At 67.7% G+C, this 17071-nt stretch carries 16 protein-coding genes; 12 read left to right on the top strand and 4 right to left on the bottom strand.

Annotated elements, in window-relative coordinates:
• The first annotated feature begins 16 nt into the window (after window positions 1-16).
• The 4 genes from EJO71_RS32680 to fabG are packed head-to-tail and all read left to right on the top strand — an operon-like array spanning window position 17 to window position 2803.
• Window positions 17-838, top strand: a complete 822-nt coding sequence (locus EJO71_RS32680) for a polysaccharide deacetylase family protein (RefSeq protein ID WP_171022478.1) — start codon at window positions 17-19, stop codon at window positions 836-838.
• Window positions 835-1596, top strand: a complete 762-nt coding sequence (locus tag EJO71_RS32675) for a class I SAM-dependent methyltransferase (RefSeq protein WP_125952796.1) — start codon at window positions 835-837, stop codon at window positions 1594-1596. The genes EJO71_RS32680 and EJO71_RS32675 overlap by 4 nt, the downstream gene beginning before the upstream one ends.
• Complete coding sequence (locus EJO71_RS32670; RefSeq protein ID WP_125952795.1) at window positions 1593-2075, top strand: hydroxymyristoyl-ACP dehydratase; 483 nt, start codon at window positions 1593-1595, stop codon at window positions 2073-2075. The genes EJO71_RS32675 and EJO71_RS32670 overlap by 4 nt, the downstream gene beginning before the upstream one ends.
• Complete coding sequence (gene fabG, locus EJO71_RS32665; protein WP_125952794.1) at window positions 2072-2803, top strand: 3-oxoacyl-ACP reductase FabG; 732 nt, start codon at window positions 2072-2074, stop codon at window positions 2801-2803. Before EJO71_RS32670 ends, fabG begins: the two co-directional genes overlap by 4 nt.
• A 40-nt stretch (window positions 2804-2843) precedes the next feature.
• Here fabG and EJO71_RS32660 read toward each other — a convergent pair whose 3' ends face one another.
• The 3 genes from EJO71_RS32660 to EJO71_RS32650 form a co-directional block, all read right to left on the bottom strand.
• Window positions 2844-3551, bottom strand: a complete 708-nt coding sequence (locus tag EJO71_RS32660) for a DUF4339 domain-containing protein (protein ID WP_164546964.1) — start codon at window positions 3549-3551, stop codon at window positions 2844-2846.
• A 79-nt stretch (window positions 3552-3630) separates the two neighbouring features.
• On the bottom strand, window positions 3631-4323 hold the full coding sequence (locus EJO71_RS32655; protein ID WP_125952792.1) for a mobilization protein: 693 nt from the start codon (window positions 4321-4323) through the stop codon (window positions 3631-3633).
• 133 nt (window positions 4324-4456) lie between these two features.
• Entirely contained in the window at window positions 4457-5227 is a 771-nt protein-coding gene (locus EJO71_RS32650; RefSeq protein ID WP_125952791.1) for a hypothetical protein, read from the bottom strand.
• A 114-nt stretch (window positions 5228-5341) separates the two neighbouring features.
• Between EJO71_RS32650 and smc the strand changes: the two genes are divergently transcribed.
• From smc to def, 5 genes are all read left to right on the top strand, one after another.
• The gene (gene smc / locus EJO71_RS32645; RefSeq protein WP_125952790.1) at window positions 5342-8857 is read left to right on the top strand and encodes a chromosome segregation protein SMC; all 3516 of its coding nucleotides are present in this window, start codon (window positions 5342-5344) and stop codon (window positions 8855-8857) included.
• A 15-nt stretch (window positions 8858-8872) separates the two neighbouring features.
• Window positions 8873-9976 (top strand): cell division protein ZipA C-terminal FtsZ-binding domain-containing protein, encoded by a 1104-nt coding sequence (locus tag EJO71_RS32640; RefSeq protein WP_125952789.1) that lies wholly within the window; start codon window positions 8873-8875, stop codon window positions 9974-9976.
• A gap of 22 nt (window positions 9977-9998) precedes the next feature.
• A complete protein-coding gene (ligA, locus tag EJO71_RS32635; RefSeq protein ID WP_125952788.1) occupies window positions 9999-12086 on the top strand; it encodes an NAD-dependent DNA ligase LigA in 2088 nt (695 codons plus the stop codon).
• Window positions 12087-12204: 118 nt separating this feature from the next.
• On the top strand, window positions 12205-12636 hold the full coding sequence (locus EJO71_RS32630; RefSeq protein ID WP_125952787.1) for a hypothetical protein: 432 nt from the start codon (window positions 12205-12207) through the stop codon (window positions 12634-12636).
• A 47-nt stretch (window positions 12637-12683) separates the two neighbouring features.
• Window positions 12684-13223 carry a peptide deformylase gene (gene def, locus EJO71_RS32625; RefSeq protein ID WP_125952786.1) on the top strand — a complete coding sequence of 180 codons (540 nt, stop codon included), beginning with the start codon at window positions 12684-12686 and terminating at the stop codon, window positions 13221-13223.
• Window positions 13224-13229: 6 nt separating this feature from the next.
• Here def and EJO71_RS32620 read toward each other — a convergent pair whose 3' ends face one another.
• Window positions 13230-13625 (bottom strand): DoxX family protein, encoded by a 396-nt coding sequence (locus tag EJO71_RS32620; RefSeq protein WP_125952785.1) that lies wholly within the window; start codon window positions 13623-13625, stop codon window positions 13230-13232.
• 167 nt (window positions 13626-13792) lie between these two features.
• On the opposite strand from EJO71_RS32620, the gene EJO71_RS32615 reads away from it, so the two are divergent.
• The 3 genes from EJO71_RS32615 to EJO71_RS32605 all read left to right on the top strand — a co-directional run bounded on the left by EJO71_RS32615 (window position 13793) and on the right by EJO71_RS32605 (window position 17008).
• Complete coding sequence (locus EJO71_RS32615; RefSeq protein ID WP_125952829.1) at window positions 13793-14827, top strand: amino acid ABC transporter substrate-binding protein; 1035 nt, start codon at window positions 13793-13795, stop codon at window positions 14825-14827.
• Window positions 14828-14975: 148 nt separating this feature from the next.
• Window positions 14976-15956, top strand: a complete 981-nt coding sequence (locus EJO71_RS32610) for an ABC transporter permease subunit (RefSeq protein WP_125952828.1) — start codon at window positions 14976-14978, stop codon at window positions 15954-15956.
• Window positions 15953-17008, top strand: coding sequence for an amino acid ABC transporter permease (locus tag EJO71_RS32605; RefSeq protein WP_125952784.1), 1056 nt, complete (start codon window positions 15953-15955; stop codon window positions 17006-17008). Before EJO71_RS32610 ends, EJO71_RS32605 begins: the two co-directional genes overlap by 4 nt.
• Window positions 17009-17071: the final 63 nt, after the last annotated feature.

Here is a 17071-nt window from a genome sequence, read left to right as displayed (position 1 = left end):
GGGAAAATCCGGTCCCATGTCCTCCGTTCCCGCACCCACCGAATCCTGGCCCTGGCCGCCGGCCATCCGCGCCAGCGCGGCGTGGCATGTCGCGGCCATCGGCGCCGGCGTGCTGGTGCCGGGAGCGTTGCCGTGGGCCATCGGCGCGATCGTGCTGAACCATGCGCTGATCACCGGCGCCGGGCTTACGCCGCGCAGCAGCCTGCTGGGGCCCAACGTCACCCGGCTGCCCGAAGCGGCCGCCGCACGCCGCGAGGTGGCCATCACCATCGACGACGGCCCGGAGCCGGAAGTCACGCCGCGCGTGCTCGACCTGCTCGACGCGCATGGCCAGCGCGCCACCTTCTTCTGCATCGCCGAGCGCGTCCTGGCGCAGCCCGCGCTGGCGCGCGAGATCGTCGCGCGTGGCCACAGCATCCAGAACCACACGGCGCGGCACCGGCACAACTTTTCCTTTCTGGGGCCGCGCGGCTTCGCCGCCGAGATCGCGCGGGCGCAGGACATCCTGAGCGACGTCACCGGCCAGCGCCCGACCTGTTTCCGCGCGCCGGCCGGCCTGCGCAACCCTTTCCTCGAACCCGTGCTGCATCGCCTCGGCCTCTCGCTCGTGAGCTGGACGCGACGCGGCTTCGACACGCGCGAAGGCGACGCCGCCAAGGTGATGGCGCGCCTGAGCCGCAACCTGCAGGCGCGCGACATCCTGTTGCTGCACGACGGCAACGCCGCGCGCACCGCTGCGGGACAACCTGTTTTGCTGGAGGTATTGCCCTTGTTGCTCGAACGCCTGCGCGCCGATGGATTGCGCTCCGTGACCCTGCCCGAAGGACTGCAAGCATGAGCGCCGTATTGCCGTCGACCGACAACGCCTGGCGCGAGCTGCACGAGGCCGCCACCATTCCCTACAAGAAGGGCGGCAGCTTCGCCTGGCACTTCGCGCGCGGCAAGCTGGGGCGCGATCCGGTGTTCCGCGGGCTGCTCGAACGCGGGCTCTTCGGTGCGCAGCATCACCGCGTGGTCGACATCGGCTGCGGCCAGGGCCTGTTCGCGAGCCTGCTGGCCTCGATGAGCGCGATGCAGAGGCAGGGCCGCTGGCCGTCGTCGTGGCTCGCCACGCCGGAGGGCGCCGACTACACCGGCATCGAGCTCATGCCCAAGGACGTGGCGCGTGCGGAAGCCTCCATCGGCCATCTGCAGCCCGCGCCCCGACTGGTCTGCGCCGACATGTGCAAGGCCGACTTGCCGGATTGCGACCTCGTCGTGATCCTCGACGTGCTGCATTACGTGAACCTCGAAGCCCAGGAAGGCGTGCTGCTGCGCGTGCGCGACGCGCTGCGCCGTGGCGGCAATCCGCATGCGCGACTGCTGCTGCGCGTGGGCGACGCGTCGAGCCGCCGTGGCTTCGCCATCAGCCAGTGGGTGGACCGCACCGTCACGCGCATCCGCGGCCACAAGGTCTCGCCGACCTGGGGCCGGACGCTGGCCGAGTGGACGGCGCTGCTGGATCGGCTGGGTTTCCGCGTGCAGAGCATTCCGATGAGCGAAGGCACGCCGTTCGCCAACGTGCTGCTGGTGGCCGACCTGGAGCCCTCGGCTTGACCGCGCCGCAGACGCTCGACCGCGCGGGCATCGCCCGGCGCATTCCGCACAGCGGCAGCATGTGCCTGCTGGAGCGCCTCGAAGGCTGGGATGCCGACACGATCCGATGCAGCACCACGACGCACGCACAGTCGGACAACCCGCTGCGCACGGAAAGCGGGCTGCTCGCGTCGAACGCGATCGAATACGCCGCGCAGGCGATGGCGCTGCATGGCGGTCTGCTGGCGGAAGAGGGCAGCACGCCGTCGGCCGGTTTTCTCGCGAGCGCGCGCAACGTGAAGCTGGCGGTGGCGCGCCTGGACGACGTGGCCGGCGCCTTGCAGGTCGGTGCCCGGCGCCTGTCGGGGGACGACCGCCAGATCCTCTATGAATTCACGGTGAAGGCCGACGACGGCCGCATGCTGGCCGAGGGCCGTGCCGTGGTGGTCCTGAACACCCCGCTCGCAGCAACAGCAGCAGAAAGCACGGCGACGCCATGAGTCTCGAAGGAAAACGCGCACTGATCACCGGTGCCAGCGGCGCGCTTGGTGCCGCGATGGCCGAGCGCCTGGCGCGCGACGGCGCCACGGTGCTGCTGCACGCCAATTCGCGTCCCGAGGCGGTCGAGCAACTGGCGGCATCCATCACCGCAGCCGGCGGCAAGGCCGAGTGCCATGTGTTCGACCTGAGCAGCGACGAGGCCACAGCGGCGGCGTGCGCGCGCATCCTCGAAGGCGGGCCGGTGCAGATCCTCGTCAACAACGCGGGCGTCCACGACGACGCCGTGCTGCCGGGCATGCGGGCCGAGCAATGGCACAAGGTGATCGACGTGTCGCTCAACGGCTTCTTCCGCGTCACGCAGCCTCTGCTGCTGCCGATGATGCGCACGCGGTGGGGCCGCGTCCTGAACATTTCGTCGGTGGCCGCGATTGCTGGTAACCGGGGGCAGGTCAACTACGCAGCGGCCAAGGGCGCGCTGAACAGCGCGACCAAGGCGCTGTCGCTCGAGGTGGCCTCGCGCGGCGTGACGGTGAATGCCATTGCGCCGGGGATCATCGCGTCACCGATGGCGGACGCGGTGTTCGACCCGGCCGTCATCAACCAGATGGTGCCGGTGAAGCGGGCCGGAACGCCGCAGGAAGTGGCGGCGCTGGCTTCGTTCCTCGCGAGCGAGGAAGCCGGCTACATCACTGGGCAGGTGATCTCGATCAACGGCGGGATGATCTGAGCGGTTTTTGGGCGCGGTGCTGGACGGCTCCCGAAGCTGTTTATTGCGGCTCGATTTCTCCAGTCTGCTTCCACTTGGCGATCCGCGTCATGTGGTACTGCAGGTAGAGGATGCTGAAGAAGAAGGTCATGGCTCCGGAAAGCCTCAGTCCGATCGGCTCCACACCGTTGTAGTGGTCGAGCATCGAACGTCTCATCGAGTAGTACCCGCAAAAGAAGAGCACATAGGACACGATCTGAAGCAGCACGCCAGCGCCCTGGGTGCTCGGGGAGCTCGAGGCATCCATCAGATTCCCGACGATTGCCAGGGCCACGTTGCCGGCCAGGTACAGGGTCGCATTGGATCGAGGATCGATCTTGCGCACCCAGGTCGACTGGATGAACGGCCAGACGAGGGCAAAAATGCCGAAGGTCAGTACCGTGAACAACAGGACCAGCGCCCAATGCAGTTTGGGTGGCAGATCCTGTTGCGGCACCACGGTCTGCTGCCCGTAGGAGGACGGCGGCGCGGCGTAGCCCGGCACCGGGGGCACCTGTTGCGGAGGCAGGGGAGGTGGCGAGACGACCGGAGGCGCACCGGGCTGCGTCGCCCGCTCGCCGAACATCTGCAAGGCCGTCTGCCATTCGGCCATTCCACTGCGCCAGACCAGGTCTGACGGGGCGATGTTTCCCCGGGCGTACAGCGCCCTGGCCTCGCTCTCTTCGTAGGGGCCGAAGGCCTGGCCGTTTCGGTTGACGTGGATGTCCAAGGCGAATCTCCCTCTTTCTGTTTTTCTGGGATGCCCGGTCAGGCCGAGTGCGCACAGCCTCGACCGACCGGATGAAGGCTCAAAGGGGCAGCGTATCGAACGCGGCGTAGGCCGTAGCCAGCCACGACTTCACCCGCTGGCGCTCCAGCAGCCCCAGCGCATGCGGCCCGTCGCGGTCATGCACGGCCTTCCAGAAGCTGGTGTTCTGCGCGTCGATCTTGCGCATGCTCGCATCGTGCAGCCGGGGCAGGGCGATCACGCGGGCACCGTTGGCCGTGGCCTTGGAGAGCGACTGCGAACCCAGCAGCATCCCGAAATCGCTGCCACGGCCGTAGTTCTGCACCACGATGTAGTTGGGCCGGTTGCCGAAGGTGTCGATCAGCGTGCCGAGCAGGTCGGTCGAGTCCTTGCCGTCGTCCAGCACGTGCCAGAAGTTGACGGTGACGCCGATCTCGGCGAACACGTCGAACAGGTCCGATTCCTTGATCCAGCGCGCCAGCGGCGCCAGCGTCTGGGCGGCAAGGTCGACGATCACGCTCTGCTGCGGATTGGTCTCGAAGCCGTTGACCACCGTGTCGAGCCCTTCGAAGCTGTCGACCACCACCGGCGAGGCAAAGCCTTCGTAGAAGCGCGTGAACGAGCTGTGCGAGCGGTCTGTGTCGAAGCCGGTGAAGGGGCGGCTGTGGTCGATGAAGTACTGGGCCAGCACGCGCGCGGTGACCGACTTGCCGACACCGCCTTTTTCGCCGCCGATGAAGTTGATGGAGCTCATGAGTTGATGCTGCCTCGAATGGATTGAGGAGAGGTGAAGGGCCGAATCATTCTAGGGGGCTGCTTTTTCCTTCCGGTTGCGATCTCTTGCAATGGCCTGCAGCAAGGGGTGTGCTTGCGGCCGGCCGGTCGCCTCACTTGGGAACCAGCGTGAAAAGAGGCATGACCACGCCCATCACCCAGTTCTGGCCGAAGTCGAGCGCCGCCCGGCGGTACTTCTCGTCGGCCTGGGCTGCCAGCAGGTCGAGCCGCGCCACCACCTTCGACAGCTCGCGGTCGGCCACGAGGTTGCGGCCGCGGTCGCTGATCTCGGTGGCCAGCAGCAGCGGCTGGCCGTCGGGGCCGGTCTTGGAGGAGATGAGCCACAGCGAGATCTCGAAATTGCGCGCGGCCCGGAAGCTGTTCTCGGCGTTGACGCCGTCGAGCATGGTCTGGTCCCAGGTGTCGCCGTTGGCCTGCTTGAGCATGGTGGCCCAGCCGTATACCAGCGCCGCCACGCGGTCGCCCTGGTAGCCCTGCGGGGTGGTGTCGAAGGCCATGCGGATGGCGTCGATACCGCTCGCGCCCTTGAGCTCGGGCAGGGACGGGCCCTTGAGCACGGCGTCCCAGGCGCGCTGGCTGGCTTCGTCCATGCTGGCGGCCGATTTGCGCCACTCGCGCGGGTTGCGCTTGTAGAGCGTGCTCTGCACCCGGCGCACCGACTGCAGGTTGTCGCGCAGCGAAAGGTTGGCGATGCGGTTGGCGCCGGACTGCAGCCATTCCTGGTTGCTGTAGGGCTCGGCGCGCTGCGTGTCGTGCGTCGCCGAGCAGCCTGCGATACCGGACAGGACAGCGGCCAGGACTGCCGCGCCTGCCAGCAGGCAGGCCCATCGTGCGACGAGGGGTGAAACCAGGGAATCGCTCATGCCCTGACGTTATCATCCACGGCTGGGGCGGCGGCCTGCTTCAAGCTGCGGGCCCGTGCAATTTTCCTTACAAATCAATACCTTGGAGCTACAGCCAAGGCAGGCCGACAAGTCGTGCGTCTTAATTCCATCAAGCTTTCGGGCTTCAAGTCGTTCGCCGAACCCACCAACTTCCTGCTGCCGGGCCAACTGGTCGGCGTTGTCGGGCCGAACGGCTGCGGCAAGTCGAACATCATGGACGCGGTGCGCTGGGTGCTCGGCGAGTCGCGTGCGTCGGAGTTGCGCGGCGAGTCGATGCAGGACGTGATCTTCAACGGCACGACCACCCGCAAGCAGGCCAGCCGCTCCAGCGTGGAGCTGGTGTTCGACAACGCCGACCACCGCGCCGGCGGCCAATGGAACCAGTTCGGCGAAATCGCCGTGCGCCGCGTGCTCACCCGCGACGGCACCAGCAGCTACTACATCAACAACCAGCCGGTGCGCCGCCGCGACGTGCAGGACGTGTTTCTCGGCACCGGCCTCGGCCCTCGCGCCTACGCCATCATCGGCCAGGGCACGATCAGCCGGATCATCGAATCCAAGCCCGAGGAACTGCGCCTGTTCCTCGAGGAAGCCGCTGGCGTCTCCAAGTACAAGGAGCGCCGCCGCGAAACCGAGAACCGCCTGGGCGACACGCGCGAGAACCTCACGCGGGTCGAGGACATCCTCCGCGAACTCAACGCCAACCTCGAGAAGCTCGAGAAGCAGGCCGAGGTGGCCGCGCGCTACAACGCGCTGCAGGGCGACGCCACGAAGAAGCAGCACCAGCTGTGGTTCTTGAAGCGCAGCGAGAGCAATGCCGACCAGGCCAAGATCAAGGCCGATTCCGAGCGTGCCATCAACGACCTCGAATCGCGCACGGCCGACCTGCGCCACATCGAGGCAGAACTCGAAACCGTGCGCCAGGCCCACTACGGCGCCGGCGACCAGGTCAACCAGGCGCAGGGCAAGCTCTACGAGGCCAGCGCCGAAGTCGGCCGCCTCGAGGGCGAGATCCGCTTCGTGGTCGAAGGCCGCCAGCGTGTCGAGCAGCGTCTCGTGCAGCTGCGCGAACAGATGGGCCAGTGGGGCCGCCGCCGCGAAGAAGCCGAAGCCGAGATCGAGACCCTGGCCGGCGCGGGCGTCGATGCCGAGGAACAGGCCATCATGCTGGCGGCCCAGCTCGAGGAGCATGACGCGCGCATGCCCGATCTCGAAGAAGCCGTGCAGCGCGCCCAGGACGAAGCCAACACGCAGCGCACGACCGTGTCGCAGGTGCAGCAGCAGATCCAGGTGCTGGCCGCCGACCAGCGCAACATCGAGGAGCAGAGCCGGCAACTCACCATGCGCAGCGAACGCCTGCGCGCCGACCAGAACGCCCTGGCTGCGCCCGACGAGGCCCGCCTGCTCGACATGCAGGAGCAGCACGCCATGGCGCAGGAAGCGGCAAGCGAAGCCGACGCGCGCCTGCAGGAACTGCAGGAAGCCGTGCCGCAGCTCGACGACGACCGCCGCGAAAAGCAGCAGGCCGTCAACACCGAGGGCGCCCGCCATGCCGAGTACTCGGCCCGCCTTGAGGCGCTGCGCGCACTGCAGGAGAAGGTCAAGACCGACGGCAAGCTGGCCCCATGGCTCGCCAAGCATGGCCTCGACGGCCTGCAGGGACTGTGGAGCCGCATCCACATCGAGCAGGGCTGGGAAAACGCGCTCGAAGCCGCACTGCGCGAGCGGTTGGGCGCACTCGAAGTCAGCCGCCTGGAGATGGTGCGCGCCTTCGGCAATGACGCGCCGCCCGCCAAGCTCGCCTTCTACAGCCCGCCGGCTGCCGGAACGCCGGAGGGCTCGGCCGCGCTGCCGCGCCTGTCGAGCCTGCTGCGGCTGAACGACGCGGGGCAGCAGGCCCTGCTGAACGACTGGCTGCACGGCTGCTACACCGCCGCGAGCTTCGAGGAAGCGCTGGCCCAGCGCGCCACGCTGCAAGCTGGCGAAGTCATCTACGTGCAGAGCGGCCATGCCGTGTCCTCGCACAGCGTCAATTTCTATGCGCCCGATTCCGAGCAGGCCGGCCTGCTGGCCCGCCAGCAGGAAATGGAAAACCTGGAGCGCCAGCTGCGCGCCCAGACGCTCATCAACGAAGAGGCCCGCACCGCGCTGGTCCGCGCCGAGGCCGCCTATGCCGACGCCGCTTCGCGCCTCGTCACCGCGCGGCGCGAAGCCGCGGAAACCCAGTCGCGCGCGCACGAACTGCAGGTCGAGACCCTGCGCATGACGCAGCTCGCCGAGCAGACCCGCGCCCGCAGTCAGCAGCTGGCCGCCGACCTCGGTGAAGTCGACGCGCAGCTCGAAGAGCTGCAGGAGCGGCGCATCGCCGCCGAAGGCCGCTTTGAGGAACTCGACATGCAGCTGGCCGACAGCCAGGAGCGCCATGCCGAACTCGACGAGCGCGTGATCGAGGCCGGCCGTGCGCTGACCGCGAGCCGCGAGCAGCACCGCAGCCTGGAGCGCCAGGCGCAGGAAGCGACCTTCTCGCAGCGTACGCTCGAAGCCCGCCGTGGGGAGCTCAACCGATCCATCGAAACCGCCGCGCAGCAGACCGTGGCACTCACCGACGAAGACGAGCGCGCACGTGCCGAGCTGAGCCGCCTCTCCGACGCCGCCGCGCAGGCCGGCCTGCAGGACGCGCTGGCCCTCAAGCTCGAACGCGAAGCCGCGCTGGGCTCGGCACGCAGCCAGTACGACGATCTCACGCTCAAGCTGCGCGCCAGCGACGAGCGCCGCCTGCAGCTCGAGCGCGAGCTCGATCCTCTGCGCCAGCGCATCACCGAGTTCCAGCTGAAGGAGCAGGCCGCACGCCTGGGCGTCGAGCAATACCAGCAGCTGCTGGACGATGCCGGCGCAGACCTCGAAGCCATCGAGCAGTCGATCGAGAACGACAAGGTGAAGCTCACCGGGCTGCAGAGCGAAATCGACCGGCTCAATCGCGAAGTGGTCGCGCTCGGTGCGGTGAACCTGGCCGCGCTCGACGAACTCGCCATCGCGAGCGAGCGCAAGACCTTCCTCGATGCCCAGTCGGCCGACCTGAACGAGGCCATCGGCACGCTGGAAGACGCCATCCGCAAGATCGACGCCGAGACGCGCGACCTGCTCGGCGGCACCTTCAAGATCGTCAACGAGCACTTCAGCCGGATGTTCCCGGAGCTGTTCGGCGGCGGCAACGCCAAGCTCATGATGACCGGCGACGAGATCCTCGATTCCGGCGTGCAGGTGATGGCGCAGCCCCCGGGCAAGAAGAACCAGACCATCCACCTGCTGTCGGGTGGCGAGAAGGCGCTCACGGCCATCGCGCTCGTGTTCGCCATCTTCCAGCTGAACCCGGCGCCTTTCTGTCTGCTCGACGAAGTGGACGCGCCGCTGGACGACGCGAACACCGAGCGCTATGCCAAACTCGTCTCCGCCATGAGCCGCGAAACCCAGTTCCTCTTCATCAGCCACAACAAGATCGCCATGGAAATGGCCGAGCAGCTGATCGGCGTGACGATGCAGGAGCAGGGCGTGTCGCGGATCGTCGCGGTCGACATGGAGTCGGCTGTCTCGATGGTCGAAGCCGCATAAGCCGGGCGACCATCCATGAGCAATCTCACACTCGCCCTGGCCATCTTCGGTGGCCTCGTTCTCGCGGCCGTCGTCGGCTACGAGGCCATGATGTCGCGCCGTAACGCGCCCCGGCAGCCCGATGCGGTCGATGTCGCATTGGACGAGGCCGAGCGCGCATTGGCGGCGGGCGGCGACGGCGTGGAGCCGATGCTGCATGTCGATCCGCACCAGGTGCAGGGCGCCGACCGCCACGAACCCTTGTTCGACCCCGATCTGCCGGCACCCAGCGGCGTGCCGGTGCCCACGGCCGAGCGCCGCGGCGGGCTCGATCCGCTGATCGACGTGATCGCGCCGATCTCGCTCGACGGGCTGGCTTCGGGCGATGCCGCCATCGCGGCCATGCCGCCCACGCGCCGCGCGGGCAGCAAGCCGGTGGCCATCGAAGGCCTGAACGAGCACACCGGCCAGTGGGAGCCGCCCGCGCCCGGGCAGCGCTACAGCGCCTTCCAGGTCGGCGTGCAGCTGGCCAACCGCACGGGCGCGCTCAACGAGATCGAATACTCCGAGTTCGTGGTCAAGGCGCAGGCTTTCGCCGATGCCGTCAATGGCGCGCCGGAGTTTCCCGAAATGCTCGACGAAGTGGCCCGCGCCCGGGAGCTCGACCAGTTCGCCAGCGCGCACGACGCGCAGCTGGGTTTCGTGCTGCGCGCGCTGCATGCGGCCTGGAGCCCGGGCTATGTGCAGCAGAATGCCGCGCGGCTCGGCTTCGTGGCCGGCATCATCCCGGGGCGCATGGTGCTTCCGACCAGCGAGGCCGGCCTGCCGCCGGTTCTCGGCCTGGCTTTCGATACGCAGGCCGCGCTGGCCGACGACCCGGCCCAGTCGGCCATCCGCGAGCTCAGCCTGAGCCTCGACGTGCCGCAGGTCGATCGCGCCGAGGAACCGTTCCGCCGCATGCGCGAAGCCGCCGCCACGCTGGCGCGCGAAATGGATGGCGTGGTCACCGACAGCGACGGCCAGCTGCTGCGCGACGAGACGATGGACGTGATCGGCGCCGACCTCGAACAGCTCTACGACACGCTCGACGGGCGCGATCTTGCCGCGGGCTCTCCGCTGGCACGGCGGCTCTTCAGCTAACTCCGATCTCCGGGAGACACCCATGACGACGCGCGACGAAGCCGCACGCGAAGCCGCCGCACTGAGCGAACAGCTCCACAGGCACGCCCATCTCTACTACGTGCTCGACGCGCCCGAACTGCCGGACGCGGAGTACGACAAGCTCTTCCAGCGCCTGCAGGCCATCGAGACCGAGTTTCCCGAACTGCGCACCGCCGATTCGCCGACGCAACGCGTGGGCGGCAAGGTGCTGGACGGCTTCGTCAAGGTGCGCCACAAGGTGCCGATGCTGTCGATCCGCACCGAGACCGACATCACGCCCGGCGGCGCCAGCGCCTTCGATGCGCGCGTGCGCAAGGAACTGGGTCTGGCCGAAGACGGGCCGCAGGTCAGCTACGTCTGCGAGCTGAAGTTCGACGGCCTTGCCATGAACCTGCGCTACGAGAACGGCGTGCTGGTGCAGGCCGCCACGCGCGGCGACGGCGAGGTGGGCGAGGACGTCACGCAGAACATCCGCACGGTGCGCGAGATTCCGCTGCGGCTCAATGGCAACGCGCCACCCGTGGTCGAGGTGCGCGGCGAGGTCTACATGAAGCGCGCCGACTTCGACGGGCTCAACGAGCGCCAGCGGCAGAAGATCGCTGACGGGCAGAAGAACGAGAAGGTGTTCGTCAATCCGCGCAACGCGGCGGCCGGCGCGGTGCGCCAGCTCGATCCGGCAATTGCCGCGGCGCGGCCGCTGAGCTTCTTTGCCTACGGGCTGGGCGAGGTCACGCCGGTGGCCGAAGGCGGGCCCGACTGGCCGACGCAGTTCGACTGGCTGCAGCAGTTTCATGAATGGGGTTTCCCTGTGGCCACACAAACTGCAAGGGCAACGGGTGCTATCGAACTCATAGCGTTCCACGAGAACATCGGCCGCCAGCGCGATGCCTTGCCCTATGACATCGACGGCGTGGTCTACAAGGTCGACAGCATCGAGTTGCAGCGGCAACTGGGCTTCGTCTCGCGCGAACCGCGCTGGGCCGTGGCCCACAAGTACCCGGCGCAAGAACAGCTGACCGAGGTGGTAGGCATCGAGATCCAGGTCGGGCGCACCGGCAAGCTCACGCCGGTAGCCAAGCTCGCGCCGGTGTTCGTCGGCGGCGTGACCGTGACCAACGCCACGCTGCACAACGAAGACGAGGCGCGCCGCAAGGACGTGCGCGTGGGCGACACGGTGATCGTGCGCCGCGCGGGCGACGTGATTCCCGAGGTGGTCGGCGTGGCGCCTGACAGCCTGGCCAAGCCCGAGGAACAGCGCGGCGAGATCTTCACCATGCCGCACAAGTGCCCCGTGTGCGGCTCGGAGGCCGTGCGCGAGGAGGGCGAGGTCGACTACCGCTGCACCGGCGGCCTGTTCTGCGGGGCGCAGCGCAAGGAGGCCATCCTGCATTTCGCTGCCCGGCGCGCGGTGGACGTGGACGGCCTGGGCGACAAGCTGGTCGAGCAGCTCGTCGACTCCAACCTGATCCGCACCTTGCCCGACCTGTACAAGCTGGGCTTCACCACGCTGGCGGGGCTGGATCGCATGGCGGAGAAGTCGGCGAAGAATCTCGTCGACGCGCTGGAAGCCTCGAAGAAGACCACGCTGCCGCGTTTCCTGTTCGGACTGGGCATCCGCCATGTGGGCGAGACCACCGCGAAGGACCTGGCCAAGCACTTCGGCAAGCTGGACTCGATCATGGATGCGACAGAGGAGCAGCTGCTCGAGGTGAACGACGTCGGCCCTGTGGTGGCGCAGAGCCTGCGCACCTTCTTCGACCAGCCACACAACCGAGAGGTGGTCGAGCAGTTGCGCGCCTGCGGCCTGACGTGGGAAGAGGGCGAGCCCGCCGCCAGAGCCCCGAAGCCGTTGGCGGGCCTGACCTTCGTCATTACCGGCACCCTTCCTACGCTGAGCCGCGACGAAGCGAAGGATAAATTGGAGGCGGCCGGCGCGAAGGTGTCCGGCTCCGTCAGCAAGAAGACCCATTACCTCGTGGCCGGCGAAGAGGCCGGGAGCAAGCTCGACAAGGCGCGCGAGAACGGCGTCGAGATCATCGACGAGGCGCGTATGCTGGAGATCCTCGCCAACGGCGTTCCCGCGGCGTGAGCGGCAGGGGCCGTGGCCGGGCCTCTTTACCGGCCGTTACGCGACTTCATCGGAGCGCAGTCAACAGGGTCTACAACCTGGCGTTGAAAGCTGATTGAAGGCCACAAGGAGAGTCCTCATGAAAAAAATTCGCGTTCTCGGTGCCTGCTTTGCAGTCGGTGGCGTTGCGCTGCTGACCGGTTGCGTGGGCGTGCCCGCCGATCCCTACTATGGCGGGGGCTATTCCTCGGGGCCGTATTACAGCGAGCCCGCTCCGGTGGTCGTCTCGCCTGCGCCGGTCTACATCAACGGTGGCGGCTACTACGAACGGCGCCCGCGCTATTACGACAGGCCTTATTACGACCGCCCCGGCTATCCGGCGCGGCCCGTTTATCCGGCCGTGCGCCCACCGGCTCCGCCGGTCTGGGGTGGCGGAGGCCGCCCCCCCGTCGTGGTCCCGGCGCGGCCCGGTGGTGTCCCGGGCATCACACCGTCGCAGCCGCAGCAGATGCCGCGCGGCAACGCGCGCCTGTGGACTTCGCCCGACTCGAAGACCCAGAGCCCTCCCTGATCGATCGTCTTGGGGCAGGAGCGTGAGGCTGTCGCGATAATCCCGCCATGGCCATCCGCGAAATCCTGAAAATGGGCGACCCTCGGCTGCTGCGCATCGCGCAGCCGGTCGCCGCCTTCGATACCGACGAACTGCACCTGCTGGTGCGCGACATGTTCGAGACCATGCATGCGGTCAACGGCGCCGGCCTTGCCGCACCGCAGATCGGCGTCGATCAGCAGATCGTGATCTTCGGCACCGACGTCGTTAACCCCCGCTATCCCGACGCACCGCCGGTGCCGCGCACCGTGCTGCTGAACCCCGTCATCACGCCGCTGAACGACGAGGAGGAAGAGGGCTGGGAAGGGTGCCTGTCGGTGCCAGGCCTGCGCGGCGTGGTGCCGCGCTTCGCCAACATCCGCTATGCCGGCTTCGATCCGTACGGCGACCCGATCGACCGGGTCGCCACCGGCTTCCATGCGCGCGTGGTGCAGCACGAAGTCGATCACCTGCTGGGCAAGCTGTATCCGATGAGGGTGCGCGACTTCTCGCGCTTCGGCTACACCGAGGTCCTGTTTCCGGGCCTCGACGCAGCCGACGACGATTGAGCCAGATCAGTTGTATTTCGTGCTGAGCGCGAAGCGGCCGCCACCCATGAAGGCGAGGGCAAGCGCCGCGAACAGGAACATGCCCTGCAGTTCCAGAGCCCAGCCGCCTTGCTTGCCGAGCGAGGTCAGGTCCTTCATGTGAACCAGCGCGAACGCCACCAGCATGTTGATGGCCACGATCCACGCAGCAGGGCGCGTGTACAGGCCGATGATCAGCAGCACGGGTGCCACCACCTCGCCGATGTAGACCAGGTAGGCCAATGCGCCCGGCAGCCCGTGCTGGGCCAGCATGCCCGAGATGAAGCCGACGCCGCCTTGCAGCTTGGCGATGCCATGCAGCAGGATCAGCACGCCAAGCGAAACGCGCAGGATGAACTTGCCGGTGTCGTCGGATTTGACCATTGTGTTTATTCCATTGGAGTGGTGGTTGAAGGGCCGTATGGTAGTGAACCTGCGGCACATCGAGCCAGCCCTGGGCGACGCATATGCATCCAACCCGGAGTTCTTTGGCAGAGTCCGGTGTCGGCCCGTACACTGCCTTTTGCTTACTGTTGAGGAGAACACCAATGATGAACGAACGATTCCGCCCGGTTCTGCTCGCGGCCGCAGGCGCCATTGCACTGGCCTGCGCCGCACCGGCTTTCGCCGGCAAGACGCTCGACGCGGTCAAGCAGCGCGGCACCGTCAAGTGCGGCGTGACCAACGGCGTGGCGGGCTTTTCCGCACCGGACACGCAAGGCAACTGGTCGGGCCTCGACGTCGACACCTGCCGCGCCATCGCGGCGGCCGTGCTCGGCGACGGCAAGAAGGTCGACTTCGTGCCGCTCAATTCGCAGCAGCGCTTCTCGGCCCTGCAGGCCGGCGAAATCGACATCCTCGCGCGCAACACCACCTGGACGCTCACGCGCGACGCCTCGCTGGGCTTCAACTTCACCACCATCACCTACTACGACGGCCAGGGCTTCCTGGTGCCGAAGAAGCTCAAGGTGACGAGCGCCAGGCAGCTCAAGAACGCCACCATCTGCACCCAGTCGGGCACCACCAACGAGAAGAACGTTTCCGACTACTTCCGCGCCCAGAACATCCCGGTGAAGACGGTCGTCTTCGAGAGCTTCGAGGCCTCGTTCAAGGCCTTCTTCTCGGGGCGCTGCCAGGCCTTCACGACCGACGCCTCGGCGCTGGCCGGCCTGCGCAACAAGGAAGCGTCGAACCCCGACGACTACATCATTCTGCCCGAGCTGATTTCCAAGGAGCCCCTGGCGCCCCTGGTGCGCCGCGGCGACGACGAGTGGTTCGCCATCGCCAAGTGGGTGCCCAATGCGCTCATCGAGGCCGAGGAATTCGGTGTCACGCAGGCCAACGCCGACGAGCTCAAGGCCAACAGCAAGGACCCGGCGCAGCAGCGCCTGGTCGGCACCGGTGAAGACCTCGGCAAGCTGCTGGGCCTCGACAAGGACTGGTCGTTCCGCGCGATCAAGGCCGTGGGCAACTACGGCGAGATCTTCGAGCGCAACGTCGGGCCGAAGTCGGTGCTCAAGCTGCCGCGCGGCTCGAATAATCTCTGGAGCAAGGGCGGCCTGATCTACGCACCCCCGGTCAGATGAGTCCTTCTCCAGGCTTCGCGCACTTCGTGTCGCTTCGCCAACCCCCTCGCCGGGGGCAACACCTGCGGCCCGGCAAAGCCGGTTCCGCGGTGTTCCTGGCATCGGATCGCTTCCCCACGATGCAATGACCATCCGTAGAGGCGCCGTTATGTCGTCATCGCGCGGGGTCTGGCTGGCGTGGGCCGTCCAGGCGCTGCTGGTGCTGGCTGTGGTGGCCGGCGCGGTGTGGGTGGTGCACCATGCGCTCGAGGTGCTTCGCGCACGCGGCGTGCGTTCGGGCTTCGACTTTCTCACCGAGCCTGCGGGCTTTTCGATCAGCGAAGGCTGGCTCGACTTCGACGCCAGCCAGCCGTTCTGGCGCGCCTTTCTCGCGGGCCTGATCAATACGGTGCGCGCCGCCGTGCCTGCGGCCATCTTCTCGGTCGTGCTGGGCACGCTCATCGGCATCGGCCGGCTGGCGCCGCATGTGCTGTTGCGCGGGATCTGCACCGCGTATGTCGAGCTGCTGCGCAACGTGCCGTTGCTGGTGCAGCTGCTGATGCTGGCCTTCGCGATGGCGAACCTGCTGCCCGACCCGACCGAGCCGGTGCGGCTGTTGCCGGGTGTCTGGCTCAGCAAGGGCGGTCTCAGCGTGCCTTGGCCGATGGTGGGCGAGGGCGGCCTGCATTTCGAGCTTCCCGAGCGCGGTGACTTCGGCGTGAGCGGCGGTGCGGCCCTGAGCCCGGAGTACGTGACGATCGTGGCGGGCCTGAGCTTCTATTCGGCCGCCTTCGTGGCGGAAATCGTTCGCGCGGGCATCCTCTCGGTGTCGCAGGGGCAGGTGCTGGCGGGGCAGGCGCTCGGGCTGTCGCCGGTGCAGCAACTGCGCATCGTCGTGCTGCCGCAGGCGCTTCGCGTGATCGTGCCTTCGCTTACCAACCAGCTGCTGAGCCTTACCAAGAATTCGTCGCTGGCGGTGGCCGTGGGCTATCCGGAACTGGTGTCGGTGGCCAACACCACCATCGGAACGAACGGGCGCGCCTTCGAGTGCATCGCGATCATCATGGCGGTCTACCTGCTGCTGTCGTTGCTGATCTCCTTCGGCATGAACCGCTACAACGCGCGCGTCGCATTGCGGGGCTGGCGATGAGGAGCGTCACGCAAGGGCCGATCGCATGGCGCAGCGAACTCTGGGGTTCGCCGCTGCGCTCGCTTGCGACGGTGCTGCTGTTGGCGCTGCTCGCATGGGGCGGGTTCCACGTCGTCGAGTGGGGCATCGTGCACGCGGTGTTCCGGCCTGATGCGGAAGCCTGCCGTGCCGTCCAGCACGGCGCCTGCTGGGGCGTGGTGGCCGAGAAGTGGCGGCCGATGCTGTTCGGGCGCTTTCCGTATGAAGAGCAATGGCGTCCCGCCGTCGCCGTCGTCGTGCTTTCCGCCGTGACGATGCTCAGCGCCTGGCCGCGCAGCTGGCGCTGGTGGCTGGTTCCGCTGTGGATCGTCGCGCTGCTGCTGTTCGTGCTGCTGATGCGCGGTGGCGTGCCGGGCCTGATCCATGTGCCGACCGGCCGCTGGGGTGGCCTGCCGCTGACCATCGGGCTCGCGGTGGTGGGACTGGCGCTGGCCTTTCCGCTGGCTTTGTTGCTCGCGCTGGGGCGCCGGTCGGGCTGGCCCGTGGTACGCACCTTGAGCGCGAGCTACATCGAACTCGTGCGCGGCGTGCCGTTGATTTCGGTGCTGTTCATGGCCTCGTTCCTGCTGCCGCTGCTGTGGCCGGCCGGATGGCAGCCCGACGTGCTCGTGCGGGTGCTCGCGGGCCTTGCGCTGTTCGTGGCGGCTTATCTGGCGGAAATCATCCGCGGCGGCCTGCAAGCCGTGCCTCGCGGACAGACCGAGGTGGCCATGGCGCTGGGCTTCGGCCGCTGGCCGGTGCAGCGCGACATCGTGCTGCCGCAGGCGCTGCGCCTCGTCGTGCCCGCGCTCACCAACAACGTGGTCGGCACGCTGAAGGACACCTCGCTCGTCACCGTGGTCGGCCTGTTCGAGCTGACCGGCGCACTGGGTCTGGCGCTGGGCGGCGACCCTACGTGGCGGCCGTTCTACCTCGAAGGCTATCTCTTCGTCGCTGCGGTGTACTGGGTGCTGTGCTTCGGGCTCTCGCGCTACAGCGTGTGGCTCGAAAAGCGGCTGTCGGCGGCGCCCTGAGCCGGTCGCCGCGCGGCTCCTGTACACTCCAAGCCTTCATGTCGCGCCCCAACCTCCACCCCG

Source organism: Variovorax sp. 679 (assembly GCF_003952185.1).
In the GTDB taxonomy this organism is placed as follows: Bacteria; Pseudomonadota; Gammaproteobacteria; order Burkholderiales; family Burkholderiaceae_C; genus Variovorax.
The sequence above is the reverse complement of the archived record's forward strand: the minus strand, read 5'-3'. Positions and strand labels throughout refer to the sequence as shown.